The organism is Acetobacterium sp., from assembly GCF_030652775.1.
Lineage (GTDB): Bacteria > Bacillota > Clostridia > Eubacteriales > Eubacteriaceae > Acetobacterium.
Genome location: NZ_JAUSPS010000056.1, coordinates 23,195 through 49,264, shown reverse-complemented (window position 1 = coordinate 49,264; position 26,070 = coordinate 23,195). Strand labels below are relative to the sequence as shown.

Genomic DNA, 26,070 nt, shown 5'->3' with positions numbered 1-26,070 from the left:
CACCAAATGATATCAGGCACCTTAAATTGGCTTCTGATAGACAGCTGGCATAATAAATTTATAGTTTGTCTGTTTCAGATTAAGGGATTCTGCATGACCAATAAACAGATACCCCCCTGGTTCGGTGTAATTATACATTTTTTCCACCAGTCGATCCTTGGTGGCCTGATCAAAGTAAATCATCACGTTGCGGCAGAAAATGACATCGAACTTTTTCTTAAATACAAAGGTGGGCGTCATCAGATTAAAGCGGCGATAAATCACCTCTTTCTTGATCTCATCCACCACCACCATCTGGCTGCTATCAAAGTTCTTGAAATATCGCAGTTTCCAGTTGGGGGGCAGAGCTTGAATCCGCTCCTTGTCATAAATACCCTTCTTAGCGGTATCCAGAACCTTATTTGAGATATCTGTAGCCAGCAGCTTTTTGTCCCAATGATGAGCGTCGGCTCCGAAATACTCGGCCATAATCATCGCCAGGGTGTAGGGTTCCTCGCCAGTGGAACTGGCCGCACACCACAAGCGGATATCGCGATTGTTCTCTTGTTCCTTCTTTTTCTTGAGGTATGGCAAAACCGTATTTTTGAAATAATCAAAATGCTCGGGCTCCCGCATAAAAAAAGTATGGTTGGTCGAAACCTTATCGATCAGCACCGAACTGGCTTCCCCGGTCGTATCTGAAATCAAATAATGATAATAGTCGGTAAAGCTATCAAATCCTAGCTCGACCAGCAGCTTATGAAGCCGGCCCATGAGCAGGAGTTGCTTTTCTTTTTTTAACTCGATGCCATATTCGCAGTGAATATACTCCGTTAACATCGCAAATTCTTTTTCGGTGATTTGAATCATTTTCCCACATCCTCAATCCTGTTTTCATTGCTTCACTCATGGCCTGAAAGGGCAGAAGTATTGGTGAAACCTGAGAATAGTTTACCCCAGCCCATCGCTAAAGTAAATACTGAATTTGCTAAGTAATCCCCATACTTTATCGAAATTAAGCTTGTCATCCGCCATAATAAAAGCTATAATAGAATAAATCTAATTTAGAATGGAGAATGAACATGGCAATCGTATGGACACCTGCATTATCAGTCGGCGTAGACAACATTGATTCACAACATAAAATCTGGTTTGAAAAGGCGGATCAGCTTTTTGAAGCCGGTAAAACCGGAAAATCCAAGGAAGTTATTGCTCAGCTGTTTGATTTTCTTGACGACTATACCAAACAGCACTTCCGCGACGAAGAAGCCTACATGACAAAAATTAACTACCCTGGTATTGAAGAACAAAAGACCCTTCATAAAAATTTTATTGCCGAATTAGCAAAACTTAAAAAGGATTTCCAGGCATCTGGCGGAAACATTACCCTGATCATCAGTGCCAATCAGATGATCGTTGATTGGCTGACCAAACATATTTCCACCATGGATAAAAAAATCGGCACCTACGCTAAAACCCTCTAAAAAGCAAACCGCAGTCTCGTCTGAGATTACGGTTTTTTTTTATGTGTGGAGAGTGGCACCCCCCCGCTAAACCAGCTCTTCAATAAAACCGATCTTACCCAGTACCTCGGTCATTTTTGGCATATCAATCGGTTTTGATGCATAGGCATTGCAGCCATAATCAAAGGCTGACTGAACAATCTGAGTTTCCCCCAGCACCGTGGTCATGATAATTTTACTTTTTTCATTTTCCGGGATGCCCTTCTGTCGTTCCAGATCCCGGATCGTTTTTAAAACTTGCATACCATCGATTTTTGGCATCATCACATCAAGACAGATCAGATCATAGGGTAACCCGTCTTTGAGAGCCAAAAGATAAGCATCAATGGCTTCCAGACCATCGACTACCAGATCGCAATCACCGTATTGGCTTAAAAATTTCATTAAAAATTTCCGGCTGACCATATCGTCTTCGACGATTAAAATTCGTTTCATCTCAATTCTCCCACTCGCTACCGGCATGCATCAGCCGCCAGCTTTCTTCAATTTGGTTTAAATACCCAGTTATTTTTTCGACCCGGTCTTTTCTGATTTCCAGCTCCATTTTAAAAACCAGATTTTTTAATTCCTCGGCATTCATTTTTTCAAAGATCCCTTTCAGCTGATGGGCAATGACTTCCATTAAAACAAGGTTTTCCTGTTGCAACAGCAGCTTAAGGCTGTCAATTTTCTGATCGACATCCCGTTTTTCTTTTTCATCAACCGTTAACGCCCCGGCCGAACCAGATCCAATGCGTTCGTTTTCTTTTTCATAAAAGCTGTTGATCATCGTTTGAAGCTGTTTTATCTCGTCTTTTTCCTTCTTCCCAAGATATTCTTTTAAGAGTATCTGCATCTGGTAGCGATCCAGGGGCTTAGATAAATAACCATCCATACCGCTGGCTTTAAAAATCGCTTCATCCCCTTTGAGGGCAAAGGCCGTCAGGGCAATAATCGGGGTTTTGCGATTCAGTGGCGATTCCACTTCGTCTGCGGTAAAATCAGGTTCCGTTTTTTTCTCCAATCTGCGAATCAGCTGAGTCGCTTTGATCCCGTCCATCACTGGCATCTGGACATCCATGAGAATGATGTCATAGCTTTTTCGTGACGCTGCTTTAACACCGGCTAAACCGTTTTCGGCCACATCAACGGTTGCGTCAAAACTTTCGAGCATCTTTGTGATGACGAGCTGATTGACCCGGTCATCTTCAACCAGTAACACCCGATCCCCGGAAAAGCTGACCGCCTCGCAAAATTCCGTGACTGTCTCGCCCAGTTTTTTGGTGGTAAACATCGGCAGCAAAACAGAAAAAGTGCTACCAACCCCTAATTGACTGCTAAAGGTCACACTCCCATCCATCATTTCGAGGAGTTGTTTAGTAATGACCAGCCCCAGACCGGTACCCCCATATTCCCTGGTGTAGGAACCATCAATCTGGGTAAAGCTCTTGAACAGCATCGAATAGTCCTTGGCTGCGATCCCAATTCCGGTATCAGTGATGGTGATCTTCTGAATGATTTCATCGATTTTATCAGGCAGCACTTCTTGACTGACGGTGATTTTAACGGATCCGACATTAGTGAATTTAATCGCATTGCTGAGGATATTATTAATAATCTGCTTTATCCGCATGCTGTCACCGATAACATAATTCGAGATGATGTTTTCATAGCTGATGGTCATCTCCAGACATTTTTCGAGGGCGTGTTTTTTATGAGCTTTGACCGTGGATTCGATCAGATCCATAAGGTTGAAGCTGCCCGGATTGATCATCAGTTTGCCAGCCTCCATTTTGGCAAAATCCAGGATATCATTAATAATCCCGATCAGTGAAGTCACGCAACCCTTAGCGGTTCGCAGATTATCCTGCTGTTCTTCAGAAAGGGGTTCCAGGGCAGTCAGATCAATCATCCCGACAATCCCGTTCAGTGGGGTACGGATTTCATGGCTCATATTGGCCAAAAATTCACTTTTTGCCCGATTGGCTTCTTCTGATCGTTCAATCGCCTGTTTCAGCTTGATTTCGGTTTTTTTCTTGCTGTCCATATCCGAAGCCAGCACGGCAATGTAACCAGCTTCGGGACTGTAAATGGAACCTTCCACCCATTTTTTTAAGCGGATCATGTAGTATTCTTCCAGATGAATATTTTCGCCGTGAGCGAGGACTTCCTGGAAGCGATTGAACAGTCCCTGGCTTTCTTCAATTTCCAGAAAGCCCATTTCGGACAGCTTGTGACCGATCACTGCGTCTCGTTTAACCCCAAATAGTTTTTCGGTGGCCAGATTCATTTCCACCAGTTCGGCATCGATGAGTTTTTGATTGCCATCATATAGTGCTTTAAAATAGGAAATGCTGCTATCCATATATTTGAATAGCGAAAAATACTTTTTCTGACTTTTAATAAACAGCTCTTCAGCAAACCGTTCATCATGAATATCCAAAAACAGGCCAATCATCCCAGCGTATTCCTGATTTTTATCATAGAAAGGCCGTCCCATCACCCGAAAAGTACGGTAGGTGTTATTTGGCGCCAGCAGTTCTAATTCCATATAAAAATTCGACTTTTCTTTGAGGAACCGTTTTAGGGTATCAATAAAACGGCTATGATCTGTAGTATTCATGTGGAGGCGCAGATCTGCCAGAAAGGACTCCCGTGAAATATTCATAAAAGCCTTAAAGGTCTGATTAATAAAATCACAACGATGATCGCGGTCGATCCGATAAATCATCACCGGTAAACTGTCTAAAATTGCGAGACTGGATTCCCGCGCTTCTTTCAATCCCTTTTCATAATAAACCTGCTCGGTTATATCTTCCATCGTAACGATGTACTCGCTATGTTTGGCGGTGATAATCGGCAGGACACTGACATTTAAATAGCGGTTTTCTTCGTTGCGACCATTCATAAAATTGACTTTGATGGATTTATCCCGGACCATTTTGTTATTTTCTAGAACGCCGATAACGGTATTCTGGAAATGACAGAATTGGCAGTTAAGCGAATAACCACAGCCGCCATTTGTACAGAATACGCATCCCAGGGCATCACCAAAGGCCTTTCCGATGACCTGGGATGCGTCGAGATTAAAGGTTTTAAGAAAAGCCCGGTTGACCCGATTGATTAAACGGTCATCATCTACAACCATCATGCTGGTGGGCAGCAGATCAAACATTATTTTTAAATTATTTCGTTCTTTTTTGATTTCTTTTTCGGTTTCAATGATTTTAGAAATATCCCGAAATACCACCACCTTTCCCATGTAGTCCCCACTTTCTGATAACAGCGGGGACAAGTGGGCGGACAGATAGCATTTGCTACGATCAGGTTTTAAATAGTAAGAACGTCTCGGCAAGCCGATATTATCCAGCACTCCGTCCATTTGCTCCCGAGGCCAGAGTTGAACCAACCCTTCATGACCATCCCGGTATACTTTGAAGACATCCAAAAACGGCTTACCCAGTATTTCAGACAAATCCAAGCCGAGAATCTTTAATGCCTCGGCATTGGCAAAATCCAACCGATCATCCACCTCACAAGTCATGATCGCATCACCAGCGCTATTCAGAGTTGATACCAGCCAGGCTTTATCCTTTTTCTCAATATGCTGTCTCATTTCGTCCATTAGATTTCTCCAGACAAATAGATTTTAGATAATAATAGTGCCATGATTTGCGGTTCAGTACTTGCCAAACTCATCATCACTGAGGATGATGGTTTTGGCCGCCGGCACATGACCGCCATAGTCACTTCGCTTTTTTACGGTCTGACGGTTCTGTTCTTTCATGTTTTCGAACATCCGCAGCATTTCCGGGCTCATATTTTCATAGCTTTCGGCACCCCTAAAGCCCCCCCGTTTTAATTTAAAGCGGGCTACCTGCTCTTTGAGCATTTCCGCCTGACTGGCCAGTTCTTCGCTGGCGGCGGCGGTTTCCTGGGAGGTAGCCGAGGTGGCCTGAACGACATTGGCAATCTGCGTAATACCCTGATTGATCTGTTCCACCCCAATGGCCTGTTCATTGGAAGCTACTGAAATATTGGTAACCAAGCCATAGACCTTTTCAATGGAATCGACAATTCGGACGAGCGCTGCAGCGGTTTCATTGGCGATTTTGGTACCGCCTTCGACCTTTTTAATCGAGCCTTCAATCAGGGCGGTGGTTTCTTTGGCCGCACTGGCTGACCGGGCGGCCAGGTTTCTGACTTCTACCGCAACCACGGCGAAACCTTTGCCGTTTTGTCCGGCCTTGGCTGCTTCTACGGCCGCATTAAGAGCCAGAATATTGGTCTGGAAGGCGATTTCATCAATCACCTTAATGATCTTAGAGATATTGTTGGATGATTCGCTGATATCTTCCATGGAGCCCAGCATCTGCTGCATCCGGCTGTTTCCCTGACTGGCATTCTCTTTGGTATCTTCGGCCAACTGATTGGCCTGATCAGCATTCTCGGCATTAAGCCGGGTCTGGGAAGCAATCTCTTCGATGGATGCGGTCAGTTCTTCAATCGAACTGGCCTGCTCGGTGGCACCCTGCGATAGCGAAATACTGGAATCAGAAACCTGTCGGGAACCCGAGGCAACCTGTTCGGTGGCTTCGTTGATATTGACCATCACCTCATTGATATTGGCGGCCATGCGATTAAAGGCACTAGCCAGATCACCCATTTCGTCTTTGGTACCAATATCAATGGTTACATCCAGATCCCCGTCGGCCATGCGTTTGGAGGCATCAACTATTTTAAGAACGGGTTTTTTAATGGTTGAAGCAATAAAAATACCCAAAACAATGGACAGGATCATCCCAATAACAATTAATACAATGGTCATGAAAGTGGACGAATTGGCAATGGCGGTATTACCGGCGGCAGTTTCTGCGGCCACCTTGAGTTTGATTTCAATTATTCGTGCAAAATCGCTATCCATCTGAGCAGCAGCACTGGCAAAATCGCCGTTTTTCATCAGGGCAATGGCTTCAGCCTGCTTGCCCTGTCTGACCAGGGTAATTATTTCAGCTATGGCCTTGTCCATCTTTTCTTTTTGAGAAAAAAGGCTTTCCATCAGTTTGACGCCTTCTTCAGAAACCAAAGTTGTCTGAAAACTCTTCAAATTGGTGTCAAACACTGTATTCTGTTCCTGGATACTGGCTTCAAGCCGGGCGATTTCATCACTATTTCCGGATAAAATAATATCATCCATATCATTACCGATCACTTTAATCGATTCTGTTATATAAATCAGTTCGCCAAATGGCACGGTCATTCTTTCATAAAGATAGGTATCCTGGCGGTCGACTGTCTTGATGTTGATTACTCCCATCACCCCAATCCCGCCGGCAATCAATGCGACTATAACAAAACCGAGAATCAATTTTGTGCCAATTTTCAGATTATAAAACCATTTCATCTACGTACCCCTCATCTTTCTCATTTATTATTGTTTCAATTTCATGATTGGATAATAATTTGTCGCAGTCCAGCAGCAGTTTGACCTCATTGCCCACCTTGCCGATGCTTTTGACAAACTGGTTGGAGACTCCGGAGCTGAGCATCGGCTGTTCAATGATGTCCGCTTCGGAAAAGGTAATCACCTCGGAGACACTGTCGACAATCAATCCGACAGTATTTTCGGCCACATCGATGACAATCACACACGACCGCTCATCATATTTTACGAATTTCTTTTGAAACCGCAGCCGCATATCCATTAACGGAATAATCCGGCCGCGAAGGTTAAAGATCCCCCGGACATAGGCTGGCAGTTCCGGCACTTCGGTAAACGGCAGGATGCCGATAATCTCAGTAACATAACCGACCCACAATCCATAATACTCATTGGCCAGCTCAAAAGTTAAATACATCCCTTGCTGATCGTCGTCCTGATCAAGCTCTTCAGCTATTTCTTTGATCATCGTACAACTCCTATCTAAATCAGATTAAATACTGTCATTGAACCCGCAAACCAGTCAGACCGCTGATATCCATGATCAGGCTGATGCTGCCATCGGGGAGGAGGGTGCAGCCGGCCAGTCCAAGAATTTTCTTCATTGAATTGACATAATTAGGCAGCGATTTGACCACTACCTGCTGTTGACCCAAGAGCTCGTCGGCAAATACGCAGACCACCTTTTCCTCCTGTTCGACCATAATCAGAATGCCCTTGGTCAGATCGGTTTCGGCATTTTTGATGTGGTAGTGTTGGTGCAGTCTCAGGATCGGGAAACATTGTCCCCGGATCATCACCATTTCATTGTTGTCCGGATCCATCAGACAATCTTGTTGATCTGGCCGAAAGGATTCGGAAATGGTAGTAATCGGGATGGTGTAGCGGGATTTTCCGACCCGGATATTCATCCCTTCGACAATCGCCAGAGTCAGCGGAATTTTCAAGGTAATGGTGGTGCCCCGATTCATTTCGCTATCGACCAGTACCGTGCCCCCCACCTCTTCCAGATTTTTAGTGACGACATCCATACCGACTCCCCGACCAGAAAATTCAGTGATGCTTTCTTTTGTCGAAAATCCCGGCAGAAGGATCAGTTTGTAGATCTCTCGATCGCTCATTTCTTCTTCCGGTTTGGTCAGGAGGTCATTTTGTCGGGCTTTCTCGAGGATCCGAGCCTTGTTCAGGCCGCGACCATCATCCTTGATCACAATCAGGACATCACTGCCGACATTTTTAGCCTCCAGCAGGATGTGGCCAGCTTTTTCCTTGCCCATGGCCAGCCGTTCATCCTCGCTTTCGATGCCGTGATCAATGGCATTGCGGATAATGTGCATCAGCGGATCCGAGATGTGTTCAATGATATTCTTATCCACTTCGGTTTCTTCACCGGATAGATCCAGCACCACCTCACGGTTCAACTTTTTACACATATCCCTGACGATCCGGTTCATTTTTACAAAGGTGGTCGATAGCGGCACCATCCGGATCGCCATCACCATATCCTGGAGCTCCACCGTAATCTTATGGAGTTCGATGGAAGCCTTGTGAAAGTTTTCCGACTGGATCATCTCCACCTCGGGACACTGAGTCACCATCGATTCGGTGATCATCAGTTCCCCCACCAGATTCATCAGATTATCGAGCTTATCAACATTGACGCTGATCATCTTCTGAGCGGCGCTGGGATTGTTTTTCTGGGTGTCTTCGGAAAAAGCCGGGCTGGGATTGGCCGGCTTACTGCTCTCCTGTTCCGATAGGACGAAAGTCTCCCGGGGCTGTCCCCTGTTCTGACTCCTGCGGAAAGGATCCAGTCGTTCATCTTCGATTTCCCGAAACAGCAGCTGTTCGACATAAATAACGTTTTCAAAATGAGCCTTAATCTCTTCATAGCCCAGCTCGGTTTTGAAATAAATTTCAAAGCCATTCTCGCGGATGTAGGCGGCAGTATCGTGATTTTCGGCAATATCAGCGGGTAGATAATAAATCTCTTCAACCAGCTCAGCCAGACCAAACACCAGGGTGTAAGCGCGGATGTTTTCCATCGTGCAGTCGTCTTCATATTGAATAATGACCTGATAGCAGGAACCATCCCCGGTTTCTTTATTTAACCGATCTTCATCGGCAGGCGGGCCTTGTTTTTTCTCCTGGGGGATGTAGTACTGCTGTTTTTGGGGCTGGCCACGACTTTGCGGATCTTCTTCCCCAAAGATCCGCCGCAACTCATTTAGAAATAAGTTGAAGGAATCAAGCAGCTTGGTGGGGTCACCATCAGCCTCATTTTTATTGGTGATTTTGTAAATTTCGGCCTTAATAAAATCCACACACTCCAGCACCAGATCGGATACTGCCGAAAAATCCAAGCCCTCGGGTTTTTGCTCCCGGATAAAATAGAAAATATCCTCCACCGCATGAGCCGCCTTTTCGATGTTGTTGAACAACATCATCGCTGAAGATCCCTTGATGGTATGCATAAATCGGAAAATCTCGCTGACATCATCGGGACTAAAGCCGCCGTTTTTTTCGCTGCAAATGATAACCTGCTCCAGCTGTTCTAGATTCTGGGTCGTTTCAAAGATGTAGACCTCCATCATCGGTTCGTTTTCGAAATTTTTTGTCACATTCTTCACCTCACGTACTTCGGTTTTCTGAAACTATTTTGAATCATTCATCCGCACAAAACACCTGCCCGGTTTGTCACCAACTTAAATAGCCTAAATAGTATGACCACCAGATCGGTCAACACGTCAATTTCATTTAAACCCAATCAGGGTCCATTCCCTGTTGTTTATACACCGATTTATTCATTTTAAACAAAAAAATGATTTGGCCGTTAATATTTCGAACAATTCAGTATTTATAGTCCGTTTCATCATAAATTATGACGCCGAATCATACTCTAAAAACACTTTAAAAAAGAACGTTTTTCCGATCCGATCCCGCTTAAACGGATCAGACGAAAAAACGCCCTTTTTATCACATAATTTAAATGTCAATCGATTAGTTATTCAGTATTTAAGTTCTGATTGCTTACTTATCAATCTTTTCTTACTGTCATTATTCCAGACGCTCAAAAATTCGATAGCATAAGTAGGTCAAATAAGGAGATGGCATTTTTTTTTGCCCAAAATCCCAATCTTTCAATTTCATATACACCGATTCAGACGTAAAAAATATATCTTTATCCTGTTTGTTTCTTATCAGGGTTATCATTTCCGTGAATCGCCGATCTTGATGCACTAATTTGTATTTACTAAGAACTCCTGCCATGCTGACAATGTCATACCAGCACGATGGCGCTTTCAACTTACGGAAGTCCGTCCCCATATAGAACACATACGGATGCTGATAAAGGCTGTTTTCCCAGAGACTTAGTAGTGCATTAACGCAGGAATGAGCAACTTGGGAATCCCGATACTCCGGTATGGATGATAATAAATCGGCCATTATCATCGTTGCATATGGGCAGCAATCGTCCTTTTTTCCGGGACCGCGGAATTTGCCAAGCTCCGGGGAAACGGCGCACGGGAAGCCGTTATCACGACACAAGGATACCAGATGGTCAACACCGGGCTTGATGTATTCACGATAATCCATGCCTGCCTTTAACAGCGCAAGCAGAAGTAGTGGGGCATCGCACAAACACCAGCTATAAACATCCACACCCGCTCCGCCAAAATGTTTCGGTACATTTGTCAGAGACTGATAAATGCCGTGCTCGTCCCGATGCTTAAGAATTTCATCAACGGCCGTTTTTATTTCCGGAATTTCCGTATCAAATCCGAGATCTAAAAGAAACATGAGCTTGTGGATCGGCAAATCAGGATTTTTATGATTTGTCACCAGACTCCCGTGAAAATTCGCAACACTAGAAAGGTACCTTTGAATACGATCATCCACCAATGCTACATTTCTGATTTCTACAAGGGTGTCCTTTGGCTCATCGAACAAGTGAAGTTGAATCGCATATTTCAGCCAATTGTCGCTGTGATCCAATAGCTTTTTATATTCCATTCTCTCATCACCCCTTTTTCATAAAATCCAATAAATAAACCTCTATAAATATAATTTGCCATATCTACGTAGATCTGAAAGACATCTAAATTGCTCTGTGAAGTGCTATTTTATAAAGGGTCCTGCATTTTGCAAATCAGCAAAACATGCAGAACCCCTTATTTTATACATTTTTTAGTTTTATTTCTACACCCGTGACATCAATACTACCGTCTCAACGTGGCCAGTACCCGGGAATAAATCCACTGGTTGAACCGCTTTGATGGCATAGCCGGCTTCAGTCATATACTTAAGGTCGCGAGCCAGGGTTGAGGGGTTGCAGGATACATAAATGACCCGGGGAGTGCCCAGTTCAATAATCGTCGCCAGCAAGGTTTCTTCACAGCCTTTACGCGGCGGATCGAGAATGATTAGATCCGGTTTGATGCTTTCTTCTTTGATGATCTTGAGCATTTCATCTTCAGCCCGACCGAGATGGAAGCTGGCATTTTCAATCTGATTGAGTCCGGCATTTTCCCGGGCATCGAGAATGGCATCGCCGACGCTTTCAATTCCAATGACCTGTTTGGCCTGAGCAGCCAGATAAAGACCAATGGTGCCAGTGCCGCAATAGAGATCAAAGACCGTTTCGCTGCCGGTCAGGTTAGCAAAGGTTTTGATGGTATCATAGAGCTTGATGGTCTGTTTGGAATTAACCTGGAAGAAGGAGTTGGGTGAGATCGAAAAACTCAGATCGCCAATCTGTTCGACCAGACGGGCGGCGCCGTGGACACAGAGACTTTTTTTGCCCAAAATAACATTGCCTTTTTCCCGATTGATATTGACATAAATGCTTTTGACATTGGGAATTCCGGCCAGAATTCCTTCCACAATCGCCTGGCGCTGGCTTAAATCCTTGCCGTTAATGATCAGGGTGATCATGTTTTCGCCCTGCAGATTGGTGCGCTGGAGCACGCCCCGGACATAACCTTTATGGGTGCGTTCATCATAGATGCTTAAATTCAGTTCCTGAATCAGGGCGTTGATGGTTTTGATCGCATCAGCGGCCGATTCCGGTTGGTTCAGACAATCCTGGATGTGAACCAGGTTATGGGATTTTTTAGCATAAAAACCCATCCCTTTGTTGTCCAGTTTAAATTGCGCCTTATTTCGATAACGTTTCGGATCTTCCATGCCGATGATCGGCGCCACTTCAATTTCTTTGAGTCCGCCAATCCGCTGGAGCGCATCCTTGACCATTTTTGATTTAACCCGCAATTGACCGGCATAACTCATATGCAGGATCTGGCACCCCCCGCATTGCTCAAAATATGGACATTCCGGAGTGACCCGTTCCGCTGAGGCTTCTGTGATTGACAGCAGTTTCGCTTGGGCATAGGTTTTTTTAACATTCTTGATTTCAACTTCCACGACGTCCCCAGGGAGGCCGCCTTCAACAAAGACGATCATGTTTTCCAGTCGCCCGACCCCTTCCCCGCTATGGGTAATATCCATTAATTCCATCGTATACTTCTCGCCAACTTTAATCTGGTTGCTTGTTTCGTTCATTCTTACTTCCTTAATTTTCTTATTTTTTATTGATTGAGATAGGCCTTCATTTTATCGAAGGTTTCTTCTGAGATAATATGTTCAATGCCGCAGGCATCCTTCTCGGCATTGGGTAGTGACACATCCAGCGCCCGAACCAGAAACTCTGTGATCAGCCGGTGCTTTTCATAGACCTTCACCGCCCGGTTTGTACCGATTTCGGTGAGATAGATCTGGCCGTAGCGTTCATGTTCTACATAACCCAACTCTTTGAGTTTACGAACCGCATCATTGGCGCTGGCCTTGCTGACCTTAAGTTCCAGGGCAACGTCGGTAATCCGCACGCCTTTACCATGTTTTTGACTCTCCAGATAAATGGTTTCGATATAATCCTCAATGGATTCAGTTAATTTTTTTTCCATTTTTACCTCTGCTTTTATCTTTTTGGTTTATTTTTTGACTGCTTCGCTGGCACTGACTTGGCTGATCTGGTTTTATTTGGTTGTTTAGTTTTACTGGTTTTATTAGACTTAGGGGCCTGATGATCGGCACTTTTGACTTTGGCCGGAATCAGTGCTTTTTTTCCCGTCCCGATCAGGTCTTCCCGATAGGCTTTGGTCAGTGCCTCATGAACCAGTAGATAGTTTTCCCGCTTATTATACTGAACCAGGGCTCGTTGCATGTTTTTTTCGCGACCCTTGGGCACATAAACCGCTTCCATCGTCAGGGGATTGACCCCGGTGTGATACATCGCCGTGGCGACCGATCCCGGGGTGGGATAAAAATCCTGAACCTGTTCCGGGAAAAAGCCCATATCCCGGATATATTCAGCTAATTTGACCGCATCCTGAAGACTGCAGCCAGGGTGACCGGTGATGAAGTAGGGCAAGACAAACTGGTTTTTCCCCAGTTGTTCGTCAATCTGTTTGAAATTGCGGGCAAATTTTTCATAGACCTTAAAGGCCGGTTTGCCCATATGCCGCAGCACCTCATCGGACACATGTTCCGGGGCGACCCGTAACTGCCCGCTGATATGATGCTCGACCAGTTCCCGGAAAAAAGCTTTGTCCTTATCCAGCGCCAGATAATCATAACGAATTCCCGAGCGGATAAAAACTTTTTTGATTCCCGGCAGTTTCCGAACCGCTCGGAGGGTCTCCAGATAAGGCTTATGGCTGGCATCGATGTTTTTACAGGGTTCCGGCGCCAGACATTCGCGATCCTGGCAATAGCCTCGGGTTTCCTGCTTTTTACAGGCCAGATGCGAAAAATTAGCGGTGGGTCCGCCAATATCGTGGATATAGCCTTTAAAATCCGGATCTTTTGACATCCGTCCGGCTTCCCGGACAATCGAATCGCGGCTCCGCATCTGGACATATTTACCCTGGTGAATGGCCAGAGCGCAAAAAGTACAATTTCCATAACAGCCACGGTTGGCGGTGATGCTGAATTTCACTTCGTTAAGCCCCGGCACGCCCCCCACCTGATCATAGGCGGGATGCCAGCGGTAGCTAAAGGGCAGATCATAAAGGGCATCAAACTCGGCCTGAGAAAGCGGCTGCTGAGGCGGGTTCTGTTGCAGGTAACGGTTACCGGTGGGTTGCAGATACGTCTGCGGATCATGGGCATTGTTACTCTGGTAAATCAGTGCTGTAGCTCGGGCATAGGTCTGAGTATCGACCATGACATCTTCGGTGGCTGGCAGCATCACCGCATCACCGACTTCTGGTTCCCGGCTGATTACCGCTGTTCCCTTGATATGGGTCAGTTGTGCCACCGGGATTCCGGCGTTCAGGCCTTCAGCAATCTCAAGTATCGCCAGTTCGCCCATGCCGTATACCAGCAGATCGGCTCGCGAATCAAAGAGAATCGGCCGTCTGACCTTTTCCTGCCAGTAATCATAGTGCGCAAAGCGCCGCAAACTGGCTTCGATGCCGCCGATGATCAGGGGAATCTCCCCGAAATTTTCGCGGATTTTGCCACAATAAACGATGGTGGCCCGATCCGGCCGCAGTCCGGCCTGGCCACCGGGGGCATAGACGTCCTCGCGGCGGCGTTTTTTGTTCACCGTAAAATGGTTCACCATCGAATCGAGGTTACCGGCGGTGACCAGAAAGCCCAGGCGGGGGGCTCCCAACTTGTTAAAATCGTCGTTTTCCTGCCAGTTGGGTTGGGCGATGATGCCCACCGAAAAGCCCCGGGACTCAAGCACCCGGCCAATGATGGCCGCCCCAAAAGAGGGGTGATCGACATAGGCATCCCCGGTTACGAGAATAAAATCACATTGGGCAATACCCTGAGTGCGCATCTCACTTTTTGACATCGGCAGAAAACCCTTATTTTCTTTGGGAGGATTGTCGATTCGGGCTTTTTGCCCGGAATCGTTGATTGACTTCTTCATTCATACCCTTTCTTAATAATTTTTCACATCAATTTATCACAAACTGCTAAAAAGATTTATGTACGTGGGAAAGTTAATCAAGATCACGGCAAAGACCACCATAAAAAAGGTCTGGTTGAGTTCGATCGTCATGCCGATGGTGTCGCCGGTCATGCCGCCGATTTTGTGCTGGAGATTTTTCATCAGCAGCAGGGCTGGCAGCAGGCAGATCACCGCCGTCAGCAGACCCGGCAGACCCAGGATCAAGGTGGCGTAACCCAGTAGTAAGACCAGATAAATAATAAAATGGTGCAGTTGGGTCATTTCCACAAAGCGTTTGCCCAAACCGCCGCCGCCAGGGGCGTAGGTGGAAAAACAGGTGGACATGATCGCCATCACTCGCCCAAACACCGGCATCACCAGCAGGGCGGTGCTGTATTCGGGCAGGATAATGGTATAGCTCATCCAATTGGTTAAAATGATCAAGATCAGACCGATGGCGCCAAAGGCTCCCAAACGACTGTCTTTCATGATTTCCATCATCTTTTCCCGGTCTCTGGCCGAGAACAGGGCATCGGTGGTGTCCGCAAAGCCGTCCAGGTGGAGGCCGCCGGTGAGCCAGATATAGGCAATCACCATCAGCAGTGCCTGGAGCTGAATAAAGTGGATCAACGAGAATAAAACGGCCGCTCCCCATAGAATGACGCCAATAAAAACCCCCACCAGGGGGATTAAAATCATTGCGTCATAAAACTCCTCGGCACTGACATCCGTCAGTTTAATGGGGATCCGGGTAAAAAAGGAAATTGCTATTAAGATTTTTCGCATGTTGCTCTCCAATAAAAAATTGATCCGGGTTTGTTTAACCCCGAAAAAAGAAAAGCATGAATTTGCATTCATACTTTATGCGGCCACTGTTTTCTGAATTTTCGTCATTAAATTAATATCATTTATTGATAACTAAACTTCATCCACAAAATCAAAACGATCTTCAATCAGTTGTTTTAATTGTTCAACTGCTCGTTTCTCGTCATCACCGTTAGCTTCTATTTGTATCTCGTCGCCTTTTTGAACGGCTAATATCATCACACCCATAATGCTTTTGGCATTAACCCGGGTTGCGTCTGTTTTGATATAAATTTCGCTTTTAAAATTATTAGCTTTTTGTACAAACAGAGAGGCTGGTTTTGCATGGAGTCCGGCCTTGTTATTAACGATTACTTTATCAACTATCACTATAATCCACCCCTTTACTTTAAAATTCCCCTATGTTATTATTATAACCTTAGTATGCTATTTTAGCAAGCATACGACTTTTATTTCTTTTTTTTGTTGTAAAATCTTTTTTTAAGTTTTATAATGTATGATATGTAAAATGAGATTAACACTTTGCGGAGGTGAAAAAAATGAAGATTACTAAAGATATGGGCATCATGGATGCTGTTAACGCATATCCGGATTCTGTCAACGTATTCCAGGCTTACGGAATGCATTGCTTTGGTTGTATGGCGGCACGTTTTGAAAGTATTGAAGAAGGTGCTTTAGCACATGGCATCGATGTTGATGCTTTAATTAAATCAATCAATGACGCCATCGATGCGGTTGATTTGACAAAATAGTTTAAGGTTGTCGATCAACTACCGTACCGACCAATTGTTAATCTGTTGTTCGCTGCGGAATCGGACAGGCTCTGCCATGTCCGCTCCGATGCGTACAACATGATGTAACAATTGTCGGTACTAGGTTATTTATTTTGACAGTCTGGGCAACGTATTTTAATTAATGCGTTGTTTTTTTTATTTTAATTTAAATTTTTAACAATACCCCCTTGAAATCGGTCGCTATAATTGTTACAATGGTCAGAATCGAATAGACACGATAGAGGTGCGGACTTTAAGATTAACGGCGGTGACCATGGCTAATGGGATGATGCGTTGTGAAAGGAAAGCTCGCCGAAGGACAATGTTTTGCCAACCTTTTCCTGGGCTTACTGTTAAGAACAGTGGGACTGTCATCATTTTTATGATGGAGTGCTATCTAAAACCCAATGGAATCTCTTTTTGAGTGTTTCTTTGTATTTTAGCCGGTACCCGTTACCGGCTTTTTTTTAATTTCAAATGGAAAATTGCGAAACTGAATCCAAAGCAGACGGCACTTTCGCAATTAACTATAATTTCAATTTTTGGAGGTAATATGAAATCTTATAATGTTGCAGTAGTTGGTGCCACCGGCATGGTGGGACAGAAAATGCTTCAGGTGCTGGCGGAACTTAAATTCCCGGTCAAAAACCTGTACCCGATGGCATCTAAACGGTCGGCCGGCAAAGAAATTATCTTTAACGGAAAATCTTACGTGGTTCAGGAGCTTTGTGATGAAGCCTTTGACCAGGATATTGATATTGCCCTATTCTCCGCCGGTGGCGACACCAGCGAACGGTTTTCGCCGGTGGCGGCCGCTAAAGGCGTCATTGTCATTGACAACAGCAGTGCCTTCCGGATGGATCCCTTAGTTCCCCTGGTGGTTCCCGAGGTCAATCCGGAAGATCTGGACTGGCACGGAAAAATCATTGCCAACCCCAACTGCTCCACCATCCAGGCGGTCGTGGCTTTAAAACCGCTTTATGATGCCTTCGGGATTGACCGGATTGTTTATTCCACCTACCAGGCCGTTTCCGGTTCTGGCGTTAAGGGTTATGCCGATCTGGAAAACGGGATCAAGGGCGAAGCCAATGCTTTCTACCCCCACCCGATTGCCTATAACGTGCTGCCCCACATTGATTCCTTTCTGGACAATGGCTACACCAAAGAAGAAATGAAGATGATCAACGAAACCCAGAAAATCCTTCATGATGACAGCCTGCGGATCACCGCCACCACGGTGCGGGTACCGGTTTTCTACAGCCACAGCGAAAGCATCAACGTGGAACTGAAAAAACCGTTCGAGCTGGATTCCATCCGCTATATCTATAGCAAAGCTCCGGGGATTGTACTCCAGGATGATCCGGCCAACAATGTCTACCCGCTGGCTCGAGTGGCTGAAAACACCGATGAGGTTTATGTCGGCCGGCTGCGCCGCGATTTCAGCGTTGACAACGGCCTGAACCTCTGGGTCGTCGCCGACAACATCCGTAAAGGTGCCGCCTCCAACGCCGTCCAAATCGCCTTCGCACTGATTAAACGCGGATTGATCTAAGGCTTGTAAATTTAGTGCCGTTGGCTCTTTGATGAACAATTATTTAGAACACTATCCCAGTACCGACAATTGTTACATCATGTTGTACGCATCTGAGCGGACACGGCTTAGCCTGTCCGATTCCGTAGCGAACAACAGATTAACAATTGGTCGGTACGGTATCTCACACAAACCCCAAAACCACAATCAAAGGAGATTGAAATGAGTATTTTTACTGGAAGCTGTGTCGCCCTGGTTACCCCGTTTAAAGATGGAAAAGTTGATTTTGAACGCTTTCACAAACTGATTGACTGGCAGATTGAAAATAAAACCGATGCCATTCTGATTGCCGGCACTACCGGTGAAACCTCAACCCTGACCGATGATGAGCATCTCGAACTGCTCCGGGATGCCGGCAAGTACATTAACGGCCGGGTGCCCTTTGTAGCTGGAACCGGCAGTAATGATACCGCCTATTCGATCATGCTGTCCAAAGAAGCCGAAAAAGCCGGTGCTGATGCGGCGCTGATCATTAACCCCTATTACAATAAATCCACCCAGCGGGGTATCATCGCCCATATTTCCGCCATTGCCAATGCCATTACGATTCCCGTGATTATTTACAATGTCCCCAGCCGCACCGGCATGAATATTGCCGTGTCGACCATTAAAGAACTGAGCAAGATCCCCAATGTGGCGGCCGTTAAAGAAGCCAGCGGCGATATCAGCCAGGTTACTGAAATTGCCCGGGTTTGCGGCAATGACATTGATATTTATAGTGGCAATGACGACCATGTACTACCAATTATGGCTGTCGGCGGCAAGGGTGTGATCTCAGTATCGGCCAATATTATTCCCGAAGACATGCACAATCTGGTCGCCAGCTTTATGGCCGGAGATCTGGCCAAAGCCCGGGAACTGCAATTTAGCACCAACCTGGTTAATCTGGCAATGTTCTATGAAACCAACCCGATTCCGGTTAAAACGGCGATGGGTCTGATGGGTCTGGACACCGGTGAAATGCGGCTACCGTTGATTGAAATGGAAGCGTGCAACAAAGATAAACTGATTGCCGATTTAAAAAGCTACGGCTTATTATAGGAGGCAACCATGATTAATATTTTACTCAGCGGCGTCTCCGGTGCGATGGGCGGAACCCTGCAGCAGATTATTGCCGCCAACCCCGACACTCAGGTGGTCGCCGGATTTGATCAGCAGCATATCACCACCCTGCCCTTTCCGGTCTACAGCGATCTGGAGGCGTGCACTGAAGCGGTTGATGTAATCATCGATTTCTCTCACTTTGCCGCCTTCCCGGCGATTTTCGGGTTTGCCCGCAGCCGGAAGATCCCCATTGTCATCGCCACCACCGGCTTGTCCGAAGCGGATCTGGCGACTATCAGAGAAGGTTCCCAGGAGTTCCCGGTTTTCAAAACCGCCAACCTGTCGCTGGGGATCAATCTGATCGCCAAGATGCTAACCGACATGGTCGGTAAGCTGGAAAGCGGCTTTGATATTGAAATCATCGAAAAGCACCACAATAAAAAGCTGGACGCTCCCAGCGGCACCGCCTTGTTACTGGCCGACGCCATCAACGACGGCCTGGTCACCAAAAAGGACTACACTTACGGCCGTTACGGCCGGGATGCCAAACGCAGCGAAAACGAACTCGGCATCCACGCCATCCGTGGCGGCACCATCCCCGGTGAACACTCGGTGATCTTCGCCGGCAACGACGAAATTATCGAAGTCAACCACATCGCCTTATCCAAAAAAGTCTTCGCTGAAGGCGCCGTCAAAGCCGCCCAATACCTGGTCGGCCAGGCCCCCGGCCTCTACGACATGGCGATGGTCGTCAACGACTAACTCCCTCATCATTCCACTTAAGAAAGGATCATATAACAGTCGATTAATCATAGCTGCTACTGATTTTAGAGGTTAATCTCATGAATATCGTTGTTCAGAAATACGGTGGTACCTCGGTTGGTTCCACCGAACGGATTTTAAATGTTGCTCGGCGCATCATTGCTAAGAAAAAAGACGGCCATCAGATTGTCGTGGTGGTTTCCGCTATGGGCAAAACGACCGACGATCTGGTCAAGCTGGCCTATGCCATCAATCCCTCCCCACCCAAGCGGGAGCTGGATCGACTGCTGTCCACCGGCGAGCAGATCTCCATTTCGCTGCTGTCGATGGCGCTGCAGGCTCTCGGTCATGACGCCATTTCCTTCACCGGGCCCCAGGTCGGCATTCGCACTAGCGGCCGTCATACCAAGTCCCGGATCGAAGGCATTGATACCACTAAGATTCTGGAATCGCTAAATGAAGAAAAAATCGTCATCATCGCCGGTTTTCAGGGCGTCAATGAAAATGACGATGTCACCACCCTTGGCCGCGGCGGCTCGGACACCAGTGCCGTAGCGCTGGCCTGCGTGCTCGATGCCCCCTGCGAAATTTATACCGATGTCGAAGGCATTTATGGGGTTGATCCCCGGCTTTATCCAAACGCCAAAAAGCTGGACGCCGTCTCGTATGAAGAAATGCTGGAAATGGCCAGCCTCGGCGCCGGCGTTATGCATCCCCGGGCGATTGAGCTGGCCAGTAAATACGACACTCCGATCTGGGTCGCCTCCAGCGAATTTGACGTCCCCGGCACTATCATTAAAAAAGGAGAACAATACATGGAGGGACAATCCATCACCGGCGTGGCCATTGACAATGACGAAATTATGATCACCATTCGTGATATTCCCTTTGACAAGAATATCACCTCTCAGTTTTTTAGTCAGTTTGCCACCAAAAGCATTAACATCGATATGATCAGCCAAAGTGCCCCCATCGATGATCTGATCAATATTTCATTTACCGCACCAACTACCGATCTGGAAGATGCCAAGAAAATCCTGGCCGCATTTCAGGAAAAACATCCCGGCATCGGCGTCATCATCAACGATACCGTTTCCAAGCTGTCGGTGGTCGGGGTCGGCATGCGCAGCCAGTCCGGCGTCGCAGCCAAGTTTTTTGCCCTGTTGGCCGATAACAATATTCAGATGCTGATGATTACCACCTCGGAAATCCGGATCAGTTGCATCATCCCCTCCAAAGATAAGGACAAGGCCGTCACTGCCACTGCCGAAACCTTTGATTTATAAGCGTTAGCGAAAAACGAAATCCTGCCTAAAAAAATAAGCCAGCATGGCAGACCACTCGGTCTGCGATGCTGGCTTATTGATTCAGGAAAGCTCCTGTTATTGTTGTTTGGGATGACGGGGATTTTTTGAAACGATGTCAATCGCCCGGGTCAGTTCACTGGTCAGATCTGCCTTATGCTGGGTGGCCATTTCATCAATTTTTGAAAACAGCAGTCCTTCATGGGTAACAAAATAAGCGGGCTTCAGCTTATTGAGTGCGATGGCCTTAATATCTTCAAGACAAAGCTCGCATCGGCATATTTCTGGATATTGTTCGAGCATATGTGGCAAAAATGCATCAACCGCATCCTCCATGTAATTTTTTAACATCTTTTTCCCTCCAAATTTTGTCGATTTAGTTTAGTGAGTACTTCATTCGTTTAGGATAATATATTCAGATAGATACTAGTATACTATTAAAACAACTCTATTTCAACCGTTTTCAATTCAATATTTGATATTTGCTTTTTATGTGGCCAGCTAAACAAAAATCACATCAGATGAACCTGGTTTTTGCCATTTTTCTTAGCCTGATATAAAGCCTGATCGGCTCGGTGAATGATGCTGTCAACCGTCGCATCGCCGCTAAAAACAGATACCCCCAGACTGATGGTAATCTGTTGTTGTTCGGGAAAGCAATTTTCACTAACCCCACTTCGGATTTTTTCAGCCAGTTCGATTGCCCCCCATTCATCGGTGTCCGGAAGAATTACCAGAAATTCTTCGCCACCCCAGCGGCCAACCAGATCAGTGGATCGGGTCATCGCTTTAAAAAGCTTTGCCAGCTCAACCAATACCACATCGCCAGCCAGATGTCCAAAACGATCATTGATCTGTTTGAAATGATCAACGTCGATCATAATCAAAGCAAACGTTGTGGCCGTTGTTTTGGCTCGATACAATTCATGCTCCAGGGTATCATCCAGCTTCATGCGATTATAGAGCCTGGTCAATTTATCGGTTTCTGAAAGGACAATCATTTCCCGGCGTATTTTCACTTTTTTGGTAATGTCCCGGCTGATCGCCAGCAGTTCCCGGAAATTATTTTCGTCGTCATAAATGCCCGACAGGACAGTGTCGGTATAGATACTTGCGCCATCCTTACGAACCTGCCGTTGCTCAAAATTTATGGCATCAAAGTGTTCGCCCTTTTCCACCATTTTTTTAATGCGCTCCCTTTGGCGATCCATTTCTTTTTGTACCCCCGGCAGAAAATAGCCAATTTCCCGATAATGGTTGACAATTTCTGCGGGAGTATACCCGGTTATTCGTTCAACCGATGGACTGATATAGGTAAAATTCCCGGCCAGATCCACTGTTGCAATAATATCGCAGGCATTATCGGTCATCAGACGATGCCGATCTTCACTGTCTTTGCTCATCTTGTCCCACTTTTTGATGGTCTGAAGGCTCTGTTCCAGTTCTAAAAAGTCGGCATCACCCTCGGCTATCCTGGGGATGTCATTCGTTAACTTTTTATTATTTAAAATTGCATTAACATAGTTAATCATCGCTTTAACATCATTACTTAGCATATTTTATTTCCGGCCTCCCTCGCTTCGCTGCATTGGCGTAATGATAACTATTATAGCATAAAAATCTTAATGTTCCATTCTAATTCCCAATCACCCGGTTGACAAAAACAGCGGCGATATTCGGGTCGAATTGGCTGCCGGCACCGTGAACAATGGCTTGGACGGCCTGGCTTTGATCCATCGCCGGCTGGTAGGGGCGGTCGGTCAGCATTGCATCATAGGCCTCGGCAATTGCGATAATCCGCGACAACAGGGGGATTTTCTGACCGGTCAGGCGCTTGGGATAACCGCTGCCATCCCACCATTCGTGATGGCTCAGTATCGCCAGGGCAATTTCGGCCGTGTCTGCTGAGGTATTGGTAATATGGTAGCCAATTTCGGGATGGCGTTTAATTGCCACCCACTCATCGGCGGTCAAAGACCCCTTTTTATCCAGCACCCCCGGATTAAGGGTAACCTTGCCGATATCGTGAAGCTGCGCCACCCGATGAAGGGTCTCAATTTCCCGGTTGCTTAACTGCATTTCCTCGGCAATTAGCCGGGCATAGCGACTGACACTCTCGCCGTGGTTTTTTTCAATCCCGTTTTTAAGGTACAGAGACGCCAGAATTGTCCGAATGGCATCATCCCGAACCTGCGGTTTCATCAGCAGTTTGTGCTTGTACATATAATTTTCGGCATTTTTAAACACCACCATTACATCTTCCGACAGGTTTTTTTTGGTGTCCCAGCCAAAAGCAATGGAAAGGACACCTCGATCAACCGGCGCCAACGCTACAGCCTGGTTCATCCGCTCGACAATTTTGGCTGTGGCTTCCTCATCGGTATTGGGCAGCAGCAAGACAAACTCATCACCACCCCAGCGGGCCGCCACATCGTTGGGGCGACAGAATTTTTTGATGATCTTGCCGCTGGCAAAGATCAACTCATCCCCGGCCAGATGGCCAAAGGCATCGTTGATCATTTTCAGGTTGTTGATGTCCCCCATAATAATCGACAACGGAAAATGGCGACGGCCATCGATGCGCTTGAGCTCTTCTTCAAAATAACGGCGGTTATAAAGCCCGGTCAGATGGTCGTGGTAGCTGAGGTATTCAATTTGTTCATTTTGCGCCGTTCGCTCAGAAATGTCGCGAAAAATCAGCACCACTCCGGTGGTGGTGCCCTCACCGTCCTTGACCGGGGTGGCACTGTCTTCAATATTAAAGCGGTTTCCCAGGCGATCAGTGATGACGGCGTGGTTGGTCGAAGCGGTACTCTGATCGGTTCTGAGCGCCTCATCGACCGGATTGGGCACCTGATATTCGCAGTTTTCGTGGGCCAGGTTAAAAACCAGATTAAAGCTTTTGCCGCAAGCCTCATCATTAGTCCAGCCGGTCAGCTCTTCGGCCACCCGATTGAGCATCGTCACCCGTTGCTCCAGATCCACGACGATGATGCCGTCGCCGACGCTTTTCATCACCCGGTCGAGATTTTTATGGCTGCTCTCCAGTTGATTAATCAGAAAATAAATGCCGAAGGCGACAAACAGCAAGATGCTGGCTCGGAGTATCGGTGCCAGCAAAAATGCGCCAAAACTGAGATAGTCCATAACGATATGGAATAATCCCAGAAACATCGCCAACTGGATCACATAGCGTTTGTACCACAACCCGACCATCACAATCACAACGTAAAACAGATGGGTATAGACCACATCTATACCCTTGAAGTAATTGAAATAAACCGCAACAAAAATCGTCCCTAGTAAACAAAGACCAACTATTGTCATCCGAATCTGATTATTGATTGTTGCCTGATATTTTTCCATCGATACCCTCACTTTAAAACATATGCATTATTATAACATTTATGTATCCTTGTCATACACTTTAATCATATTGTATAGCTTTTTGCCCGGTCAACTGCCAGCCATGACAATGAAATCGCTTCTTTTCCGACTTTAGTTGCCAGCCCTTACTAGTGTCGACAAATCTTTGACAAACCTGACTTTTTTCGGCGTAGACAAGTTGTTCGTTTAGATCGATAACGCTTCCGGTATACCATTAACCTTCTGACTGATTTTCATTTCGGGTATTTGGCATTATTCATCCGGCTTTCTCAACGCCATTTTTGATGATTTTTTCTGAACGCATGAAACGGATTATTTTGACACGACCTAAAAAGACTTCAGCTCATCCGAAGTCTTTTTATTATCGAGCGCAGTTGTTATTACTCGCATGGTTTTCCGCATTTTGTACAGAAATGCTTGCCTGGCACAAGTTTAGCACCGCAGTATTTGCAGAACACGGCGGCTTTGGGGGACGAAGGCTGTGGTGCCGGGGTACCACAATGGATACAGAACTTCGTACCGGGCGCCAGTCTTTGACCGCATTTGGAACAGTTTATAACTTCCGTCTTTGCACCAGCGGGGCTTTCTGCTTGCGGTGCGGATCGAACTGTTGGTTCGTCTTTCTGGATCAGCAGAGAAACCATCAGTTCGCATGCTTCGTCGATTGACAACGAACGGATCGCTGCATCATTGTCACCGAATTGAACGGCCCAAAGGGTCTGTTCCGTTCGGATGAACATCACCTGTGAACGCGCAAGCGCCGCATCCTGGACATAAAGGGAGGTGACATCGGCGATGGCCTTTCGATACATCAGGTCATCGATAAACAAGGCGCCTTCTTCCGTTAAGACCACTCCCTCCGCCTCGATCAGGCCGACTTCGGCCAATTCGGCCAAAGCGGATGTCACGTCAAGCTTTGGTGCTGCCTCGAGTCGAAACAAGGCAAACGGTAAAAGCCACCGCAAGTCGGTGCTTTCATAGGCCTCGGCAACGGCCCGTGCAAGAGACTTTGCCGTCAGATTTGCCGCCGATACGGTATGTTTCAGCACATCTTCAAGATAACTCGTCTTATACGCATCGGCAGCCGCCAGCAGCAGCAAAAAAGCCTGCTGGGAAAGATTAAGCGCAACTGCCCGCTTCAGGGGTTCGCCGCCCTGGGCCAGGTAGGCCATCACCATGGTGGCAACGTCGCCCTCACTGGCCGGCAGTAACTGATTGCCGTCGTCGGCCTGGCCTAATAGCACGCCGGTTTCGCCCCGGAGACTGAGCTGTAACCGCATCAATCCGTCATTTCCCAGAAGCACCGCCATATCGGCGGTGTTCAGCGGCCGCAGGAGCGCATTCAAAACCGCCTGCGGTGCCGCATCCAACAGTGGCGGGGAAACGCTTTCCGCCTTGTCAAAATCCGGCAATAGGCACAGTAAATTCGGTTTTATGTGACTGTTTATGGCTAACGCCTGGATCTGTGCATCCGTTAACGTGATTGTCTCTAAATTCATC

Annotated in this window: 22 protein-coding genes and 1 riboswitch; of the genes, 6 read left to right on the top strand and 16 right to left on the bottom strand. The window is 46.5% G+C overall.

Features of this window, described 5'->3' with window-relative positions; genetic code table 11:
- Window positions 1-21: 21 nt before the first annotated feature.
- A complete protein-coding gene (locus tag Q7J41_RS10335) occupies window positions 22-849 on the bottom strand; it encodes a protein-glutamate O-methyltransferase CheR (RefSeq protein ID WP_304887775.1) in 828 nt (275 codons plus the stop codon).
- Window positions 850-1,061: 212 nt separating this feature from the next.
- On the opposite strand from Q7J41_RS10335, the gene Q7J41_RS10330 reads away from it, so the two are divergent.
- Window positions 1,062-1,463: a bacteriohemerythrin gene (locus Q7J41_RS10330; protein WP_304887772.1), complete on the top strand. Its 402-nt coding sequence runs from the start codon at window positions 1,062-1,064 to the stop codon at window positions 1,461-1,463.
- 66 nt (window positions 1,464-1,529) lie between these two features.
- Here the strand turns inward: Q7J41_RS10330 and Q7J41_RS10325 are convergent, their stop codons facing one another.
- The 11 genes from Q7J41_RS10325 to Q7J41_RS10275 all read right to left on the bottom strand — a co-directional run bounded on the left by Q7J41_RS10325 (window position 1,530) and on the right by Q7J41_RS10275 (window position 16,078).
- The gene (locus Q7J41_RS10325; protein WP_304887771.1) at window positions 1,530-1,937 is read right to left on the bottom strand and encodes a response regulator; all 408 of its coding nucleotides are present in this window, start codon (window positions 1,935-1,937) and stop codon (window positions 1,530-1,532) included.
- A gap of 1 nt (window position 1,938) precedes the next feature.
- Window positions 1,939-5,106: a PAS domain-containing protein gene (locus Q7J41_RS10320; protein WP_304887769.1), complete on the bottom strand. Its 3,168-nt coding sequence runs from the start codon at window positions 5,104-5,106 to the stop codon at window positions 1,939-1,941.
- A 54-nt stretch (window positions 5,107-5,160) separates the two neighbouring features.
- A complete protein-coding gene (locus Q7J41_RS10315; RefSeq protein ID WP_304887766.1) occupies window positions 5,161-6,885 on the bottom strand; it encodes a methyl-accepting chemotaxis protein in 1,725 nt (574 codons plus the stop codon).
- Window positions 6,869-7,390: a chemotaxis protein CheW gene (locus tag Q7J41_RS10310; RefSeq protein WP_304887765.1), complete on the bottom strand. Its 522-nt coding sequence runs from the start codon at window positions 7,388-7,390 to the stop codon at window positions 6,869-6,871. The genes Q7J41_RS10315 and Q7J41_RS10310 overlap by 17 nt, the downstream gene beginning before the upstream one ends.
- Before the next feature lie 34 nt (window positions 7,391-7,424).
- Window positions 7,425-9,515 carry a chemotaxis protein CheW gene (locus Q7J41_RS10305; protein WP_370651008.1) on the bottom strand — a complete coding sequence of 697 codons (2,091 nt, stop codon included), beginning with the start codon at window positions 9,513-9,515 and terminating at the stop codon, window positions 7,425-7,427.
- A 463-nt stretch (window positions 9,516-9,978) separates the two neighbouring features.
- Entirely contained in the window at window positions 9,979-10,935 is a 957-nt protein-coding gene (locus Q7J41_RS10300) for a hypothetical protein (protein ID WP_304887761.1), read from the bottom strand.
- Between the two features lie 186 nt (window positions 10,936-11,121).
- On the bottom strand, window positions 11,122-12,483 hold the full coding sequence (rlmD, locus tag Q7J41_RS10295) for a 23S rRNA (uracil(1939)-C(5))-methyltransferase RlmD (RefSeq protein ID WP_304887759.1): 1,362 nt from the start codon (window positions 12,481-12,483) through the stop codon (window positions 11,122-11,124).
- A 26-nt stretch (window positions 12,484-12,509) separates the two neighbouring features.
- Window positions 12,510-12,884, bottom strand: coding sequence for a metal-dependent transcriptional regulator (locus Q7J41_RS10290; protein WP_304887757.1), 375 nt, complete (start codon window positions 12,882-12,884; stop codon window positions 12,510-12,512).
- Window positions 12,885-12,898: 14 nt separating this feature from the next.
- The gene (locus Q7J41_RS10285; RefSeq protein WP_304887755.1) at window positions 12,899-14,863 is read right to left on the bottom strand and encodes a YgiQ family radical SAM protein; all 1,965 of its coding nucleotides are present in this window, start codon (window positions 14,861-14,863) and stop codon (window positions 12,899-12,901) included.
- A 36-nt stretch (window positions 14,864-14,899) separates the two neighbouring features.
- On the bottom strand, window positions 14,900-15,670 hold the full coding sequence (gene cobS / locus Q7J41_RS10280; protein ID WP_304887753.1) for an adenosylcobinamide-GDP ribazoletransferase: 771 nt from the start codon (window positions 15,668-15,670) through the stop codon (window positions 14,900-14,902).
- 132 nt (window positions 15,671-15,802) lie between these two features.
- Window positions 15,803-16,078, bottom strand: coding sequence for an HPr family phosphocarrier protein (locus Q7J41_RS10275; RefSeq protein ID WP_304887752.1), 276 nt, complete (start codon window positions 16,076-16,078; stop codon window positions 15,803-15,805).
- Between the two features lie 170 nt (window positions 16,079-16,248).
- Here Q7J41_RS10275 and Q7J41_RS10270 point away from each other — a divergent pair, with 170 nt between their 5' ends.
- The 5 genes from Q7J41_RS10270 to Q7J41_RS10250 all read left to right on the top strand — a co-directional run bounded on the left by Q7J41_RS10270 (window position 16,249) and on the right by Q7J41_RS10250 (window position 21,165).
- Window positions 16,249-16,461: a DUF1858 domain-containing protein gene (locus tag Q7J41_RS10270; RefSeq protein ID WP_304887750.1), complete on the top strand. Its 213-nt coding sequence runs from the start codon at window positions 16,249-16,251 to the stop codon at window positions 16,459-16,461.
- 252 nt (window positions 16,462-16,713) lie between these two features.
- Window positions 16,714-16,886, top strand: a riboswitch (Lysine riboswitch).
- Between the two features lie 149 nt (window positions 16,887-17,035).
- Window positions 17,036-18,034 carry an aspartate-semialdehyde dehydrogenase gene (locus Q7J41_RS10265; protein WP_304887748.1) on the top strand — a complete coding sequence of 333 codons (999 nt, stop codon included), beginning with the start codon at window positions 17,036-17,038 and terminating at the stop codon, window positions 18,032-18,034.
- A gap of 201 nt (window positions 18,035-18,235) precedes the next feature.
- Window positions 18,236-19,114 carry a 4-hydroxy-tetrahydrodipicolinate synthase gene (dapA, locus tag Q7J41_RS10260; RefSeq protein WP_304887746.1) on the top strand — a complete coding sequence of 293 codons (879 nt, stop codon included), beginning with the start codon at window positions 18,236-18,238 and terminating at the stop codon, window positions 19,112-19,114.
- Window positions 19,115-19,123: 9 nt separating this feature from the next.
- Window positions 19,124-19,879, top strand: a complete 756-nt coding sequence (gene dapB / locus Q7J41_RS10255; RefSeq protein WP_304887745.1) for a 4-hydroxy-tetrahydrodipicolinate reductase — start codon at window positions 19,124-19,126, stop codon at window positions 19,877-19,879.
- An 80-nt stretch (window positions 19,880-19,959) separates the two neighbouring features.
- Window positions 19,960-21,165, top strand: a complete 1,206-nt coding sequence (locus Q7J41_RS10250) for an aspartate kinase (RefSeq protein ID WP_304887744.1) — start codon at window positions 19,960-19,962, stop codon at window positions 21,163-21,165.
- 96 nt (window positions 21,166-21,261) lie between these two features.
- Here Q7J41_RS10250 and Q7J41_RS10245 read toward each other — a convergent pair whose 3' ends face one another.
- The 4 genes from Q7J41_RS10245 to Q7J41_RS10230 all read right to left on the bottom strand — a co-directional run bounded on the left by Q7J41_RS10245 (window position 21,262) and on the right by Q7J41_RS10230 (window position 26,069).
- Complete coding sequence (locus Q7J41_RS10245; RefSeq protein WP_304887742.1) at window positions 21,262-21,534, bottom strand: late competence development ComFB family protein; 273 nt, start codon at window positions 21,532-21,534, stop codon at window positions 21,262-21,264.
- A 161-nt stretch (window positions 21,535-21,695) separates the two neighbouring features.
- Window positions 21,696-22,739 (bottom strand): sensor domain-containing diguanylate cyclase, encoded by a 1,044-nt coding sequence (locus tag Q7J41_RS10240; protein ID WP_304887740.1) that lies wholly within the window; start codon window positions 22,737-22,739, stop codon window positions 21,696-21,698.
- Between the two features lie 79 nt (window positions 22,740-22,818).
- Entirely contained in the window at window positions 22,819-24,549 is a 1,731-nt protein-coding gene (locus Q7J41_RS10235; protein WP_304887737.1) for an HD domain-containing phosphohydrolase, read from the bottom strand.
- A gap of 401 nt (window positions 24,550-24,950) precedes the next feature.
- Window positions 24,951-26,069 carry a zinc ribbon domain-containing protein gene (locus Q7J41_RS10230; RefSeq protein WP_304887735.1) on the bottom strand — a complete coding sequence of 373 codons (1,119 nt, stop codon included), beginning with the start codon at window positions 26,067-26,069 and terminating at the stop codon, window positions 24,951-24,953.
- Window position 26,070 lies beyond the last annotated feature (1 nt).

What these genes read in the sequence shown, in the direction of transcription:
- Q7J41_RS10335 (WP_304887775.1), bottom strand. Translation starts at nt 849, where the DNA reads ATGATTCAAATCACCGAAAAAGAATTTGCGATGTTAACGGAGTATATT.
- Q7J41_RS10330 (WP_304887772.1), top strand. Translation starts at nt 1,062, where the DNA reads ATGGCAATCGTATGGACACCTGCATTATCAGTCGGCGTAGACAACATT.
- Q7J41_RS10325 (WP_304887771.1), bottom strand. Translation starts at nt 1,937, where the DNA reads ATGAAACGAATTTTAATCGTCGAAGACGATATGGTCAGCCGGAAATTT.
- Q7J41_RS10320 (WP_304887769.1), bottom strand. Translation starts at nt 5,106, where the DNA reads ATGGACGAAATGAGACAGCATATTGAGAAAAAGGATAAAGCCTGGCTG.
- Q7J41_RS10315 (WP_304887766.1), bottom strand. Translation starts at nt 6,885, where the DNA reads ATGAAATGGTTTTATAATCTGAAAATTGGCACAAAATTGATTCTCGGT.
- Q7J41_RS10310 (WP_304887765.1), bottom strand. Translation starts at nt 7,390, where the DNA reads ATGATCAAAGAAATAGCTGAAGAGCTTGATCAGGACGACGATCAGCAA.
- Q7J41_RS10305 (WP_370651008.1), bottom strand. Translation starts at nt 9,515, where the DNA reads ATGATGGAGGTCTACATCTTTGAAACGACCCAGAATCTAGAACAGCTG.
- Q7J41_RS10300 (WP_304887761.1), bottom strand. Translation starts at nt 10,935, where the DNA reads ATGGAATATAAAAAGCTATTGGATCACAGCGACAATTGGCTGAAATAT.
- rlmD (WP_304887759.1), bottom strand. Translation starts at nt 12,483, where the DNA reads ATGAACGAAACAAGCAACCAGATTAAAGTTGGCGAGAAGTATACGATG.
- Q7J41_RS10290 (WP_304887757.1), bottom strand. Translation starts at nt 12,884, where the DNA reads ATGGAAAAAAAATTAACTGAATCCATTGAGGATTATATCGAAACCATT.
- Q7J41_RS10285 (WP_304887755.1), bottom strand. Translation starts at nt 14,863, where the DNA reads ATGAAGAAGTCAATCAACGATTCCGGGCAAAAAGCCCGAATCGACAAT.
- cobS (WP_304887753.1), bottom strand. Translation starts at nt 15,670, where the DNA reads ATGCGAAAAATCTTAATAGCAATTTCCTTTTTTACCCGGATCCCCATT.
- Q7J41_RS10270 (WP_304887750.1), top strand. Translation starts at nt 16,249, where the DNA reads ATGAAGATTACTAAAGATATGGGCATCATGGATGCTGTTAACGCATAT.
- Q7J41_RS10265 (WP_304887748.1), top strand. Translation starts at nt 17,036, where the DNA reads ATGAAATCTTATAATGTTGCAGTAGTTGGTGCCACCGGCATGGTGGGA.
- dapA (WP_304887746.1), top strand. Translation starts at nt 18,236, where the DNA reads ATGAGTATTTTTACTGGAAGCTGTGTCGCCCTGGTTACCCCGTTTAAA.
- dapB (WP_304887745.1), top strand. Translation starts at nt 19,124, where the DNA reads ATGATTAATATTTTACTCAGCGGCGTCTCCGGTGCGATGGGCGGAACC.
- Q7J41_RS10250 (WP_304887744.1), top strand. Translation starts at nt 19,960, where the DNA reads ATGAATATCGTTGTTCAGAAATACGGTGGTACCTCGGTTGGTTCCACC.
- Q7J41_RS10245 (WP_304887742.1), bottom strand. Translation starts at nt 21,534, where the DNA reads ATGTTAAAAAATTACATGGAGGATGCGGTTGATGCATTTTTGCCACAT.
- Q7J41_RS10240 (WP_304887740.1), bottom strand. Translation starts at nt 22,739, where the DNA reads ATGCTAAGTAATGATGTTAAAGCGATGATTAACTATGTTAATGCAATT.
- Q7J41_RS10235 (WP_304887737.1), bottom strand. Translation starts at nt 24,549, where the DNA reads ATGGAAAAATATCAGGCAACAATCAATAATCAGATTCGGATGACAATA.
- Q7J41_RS10230 (WP_304887735.1), bottom strand. Translation starts at nt 26,069, where the DNA reads ATGAATTTAGAGACAATCACGTTAACGGATGCACAGATCCAGGCGTTA.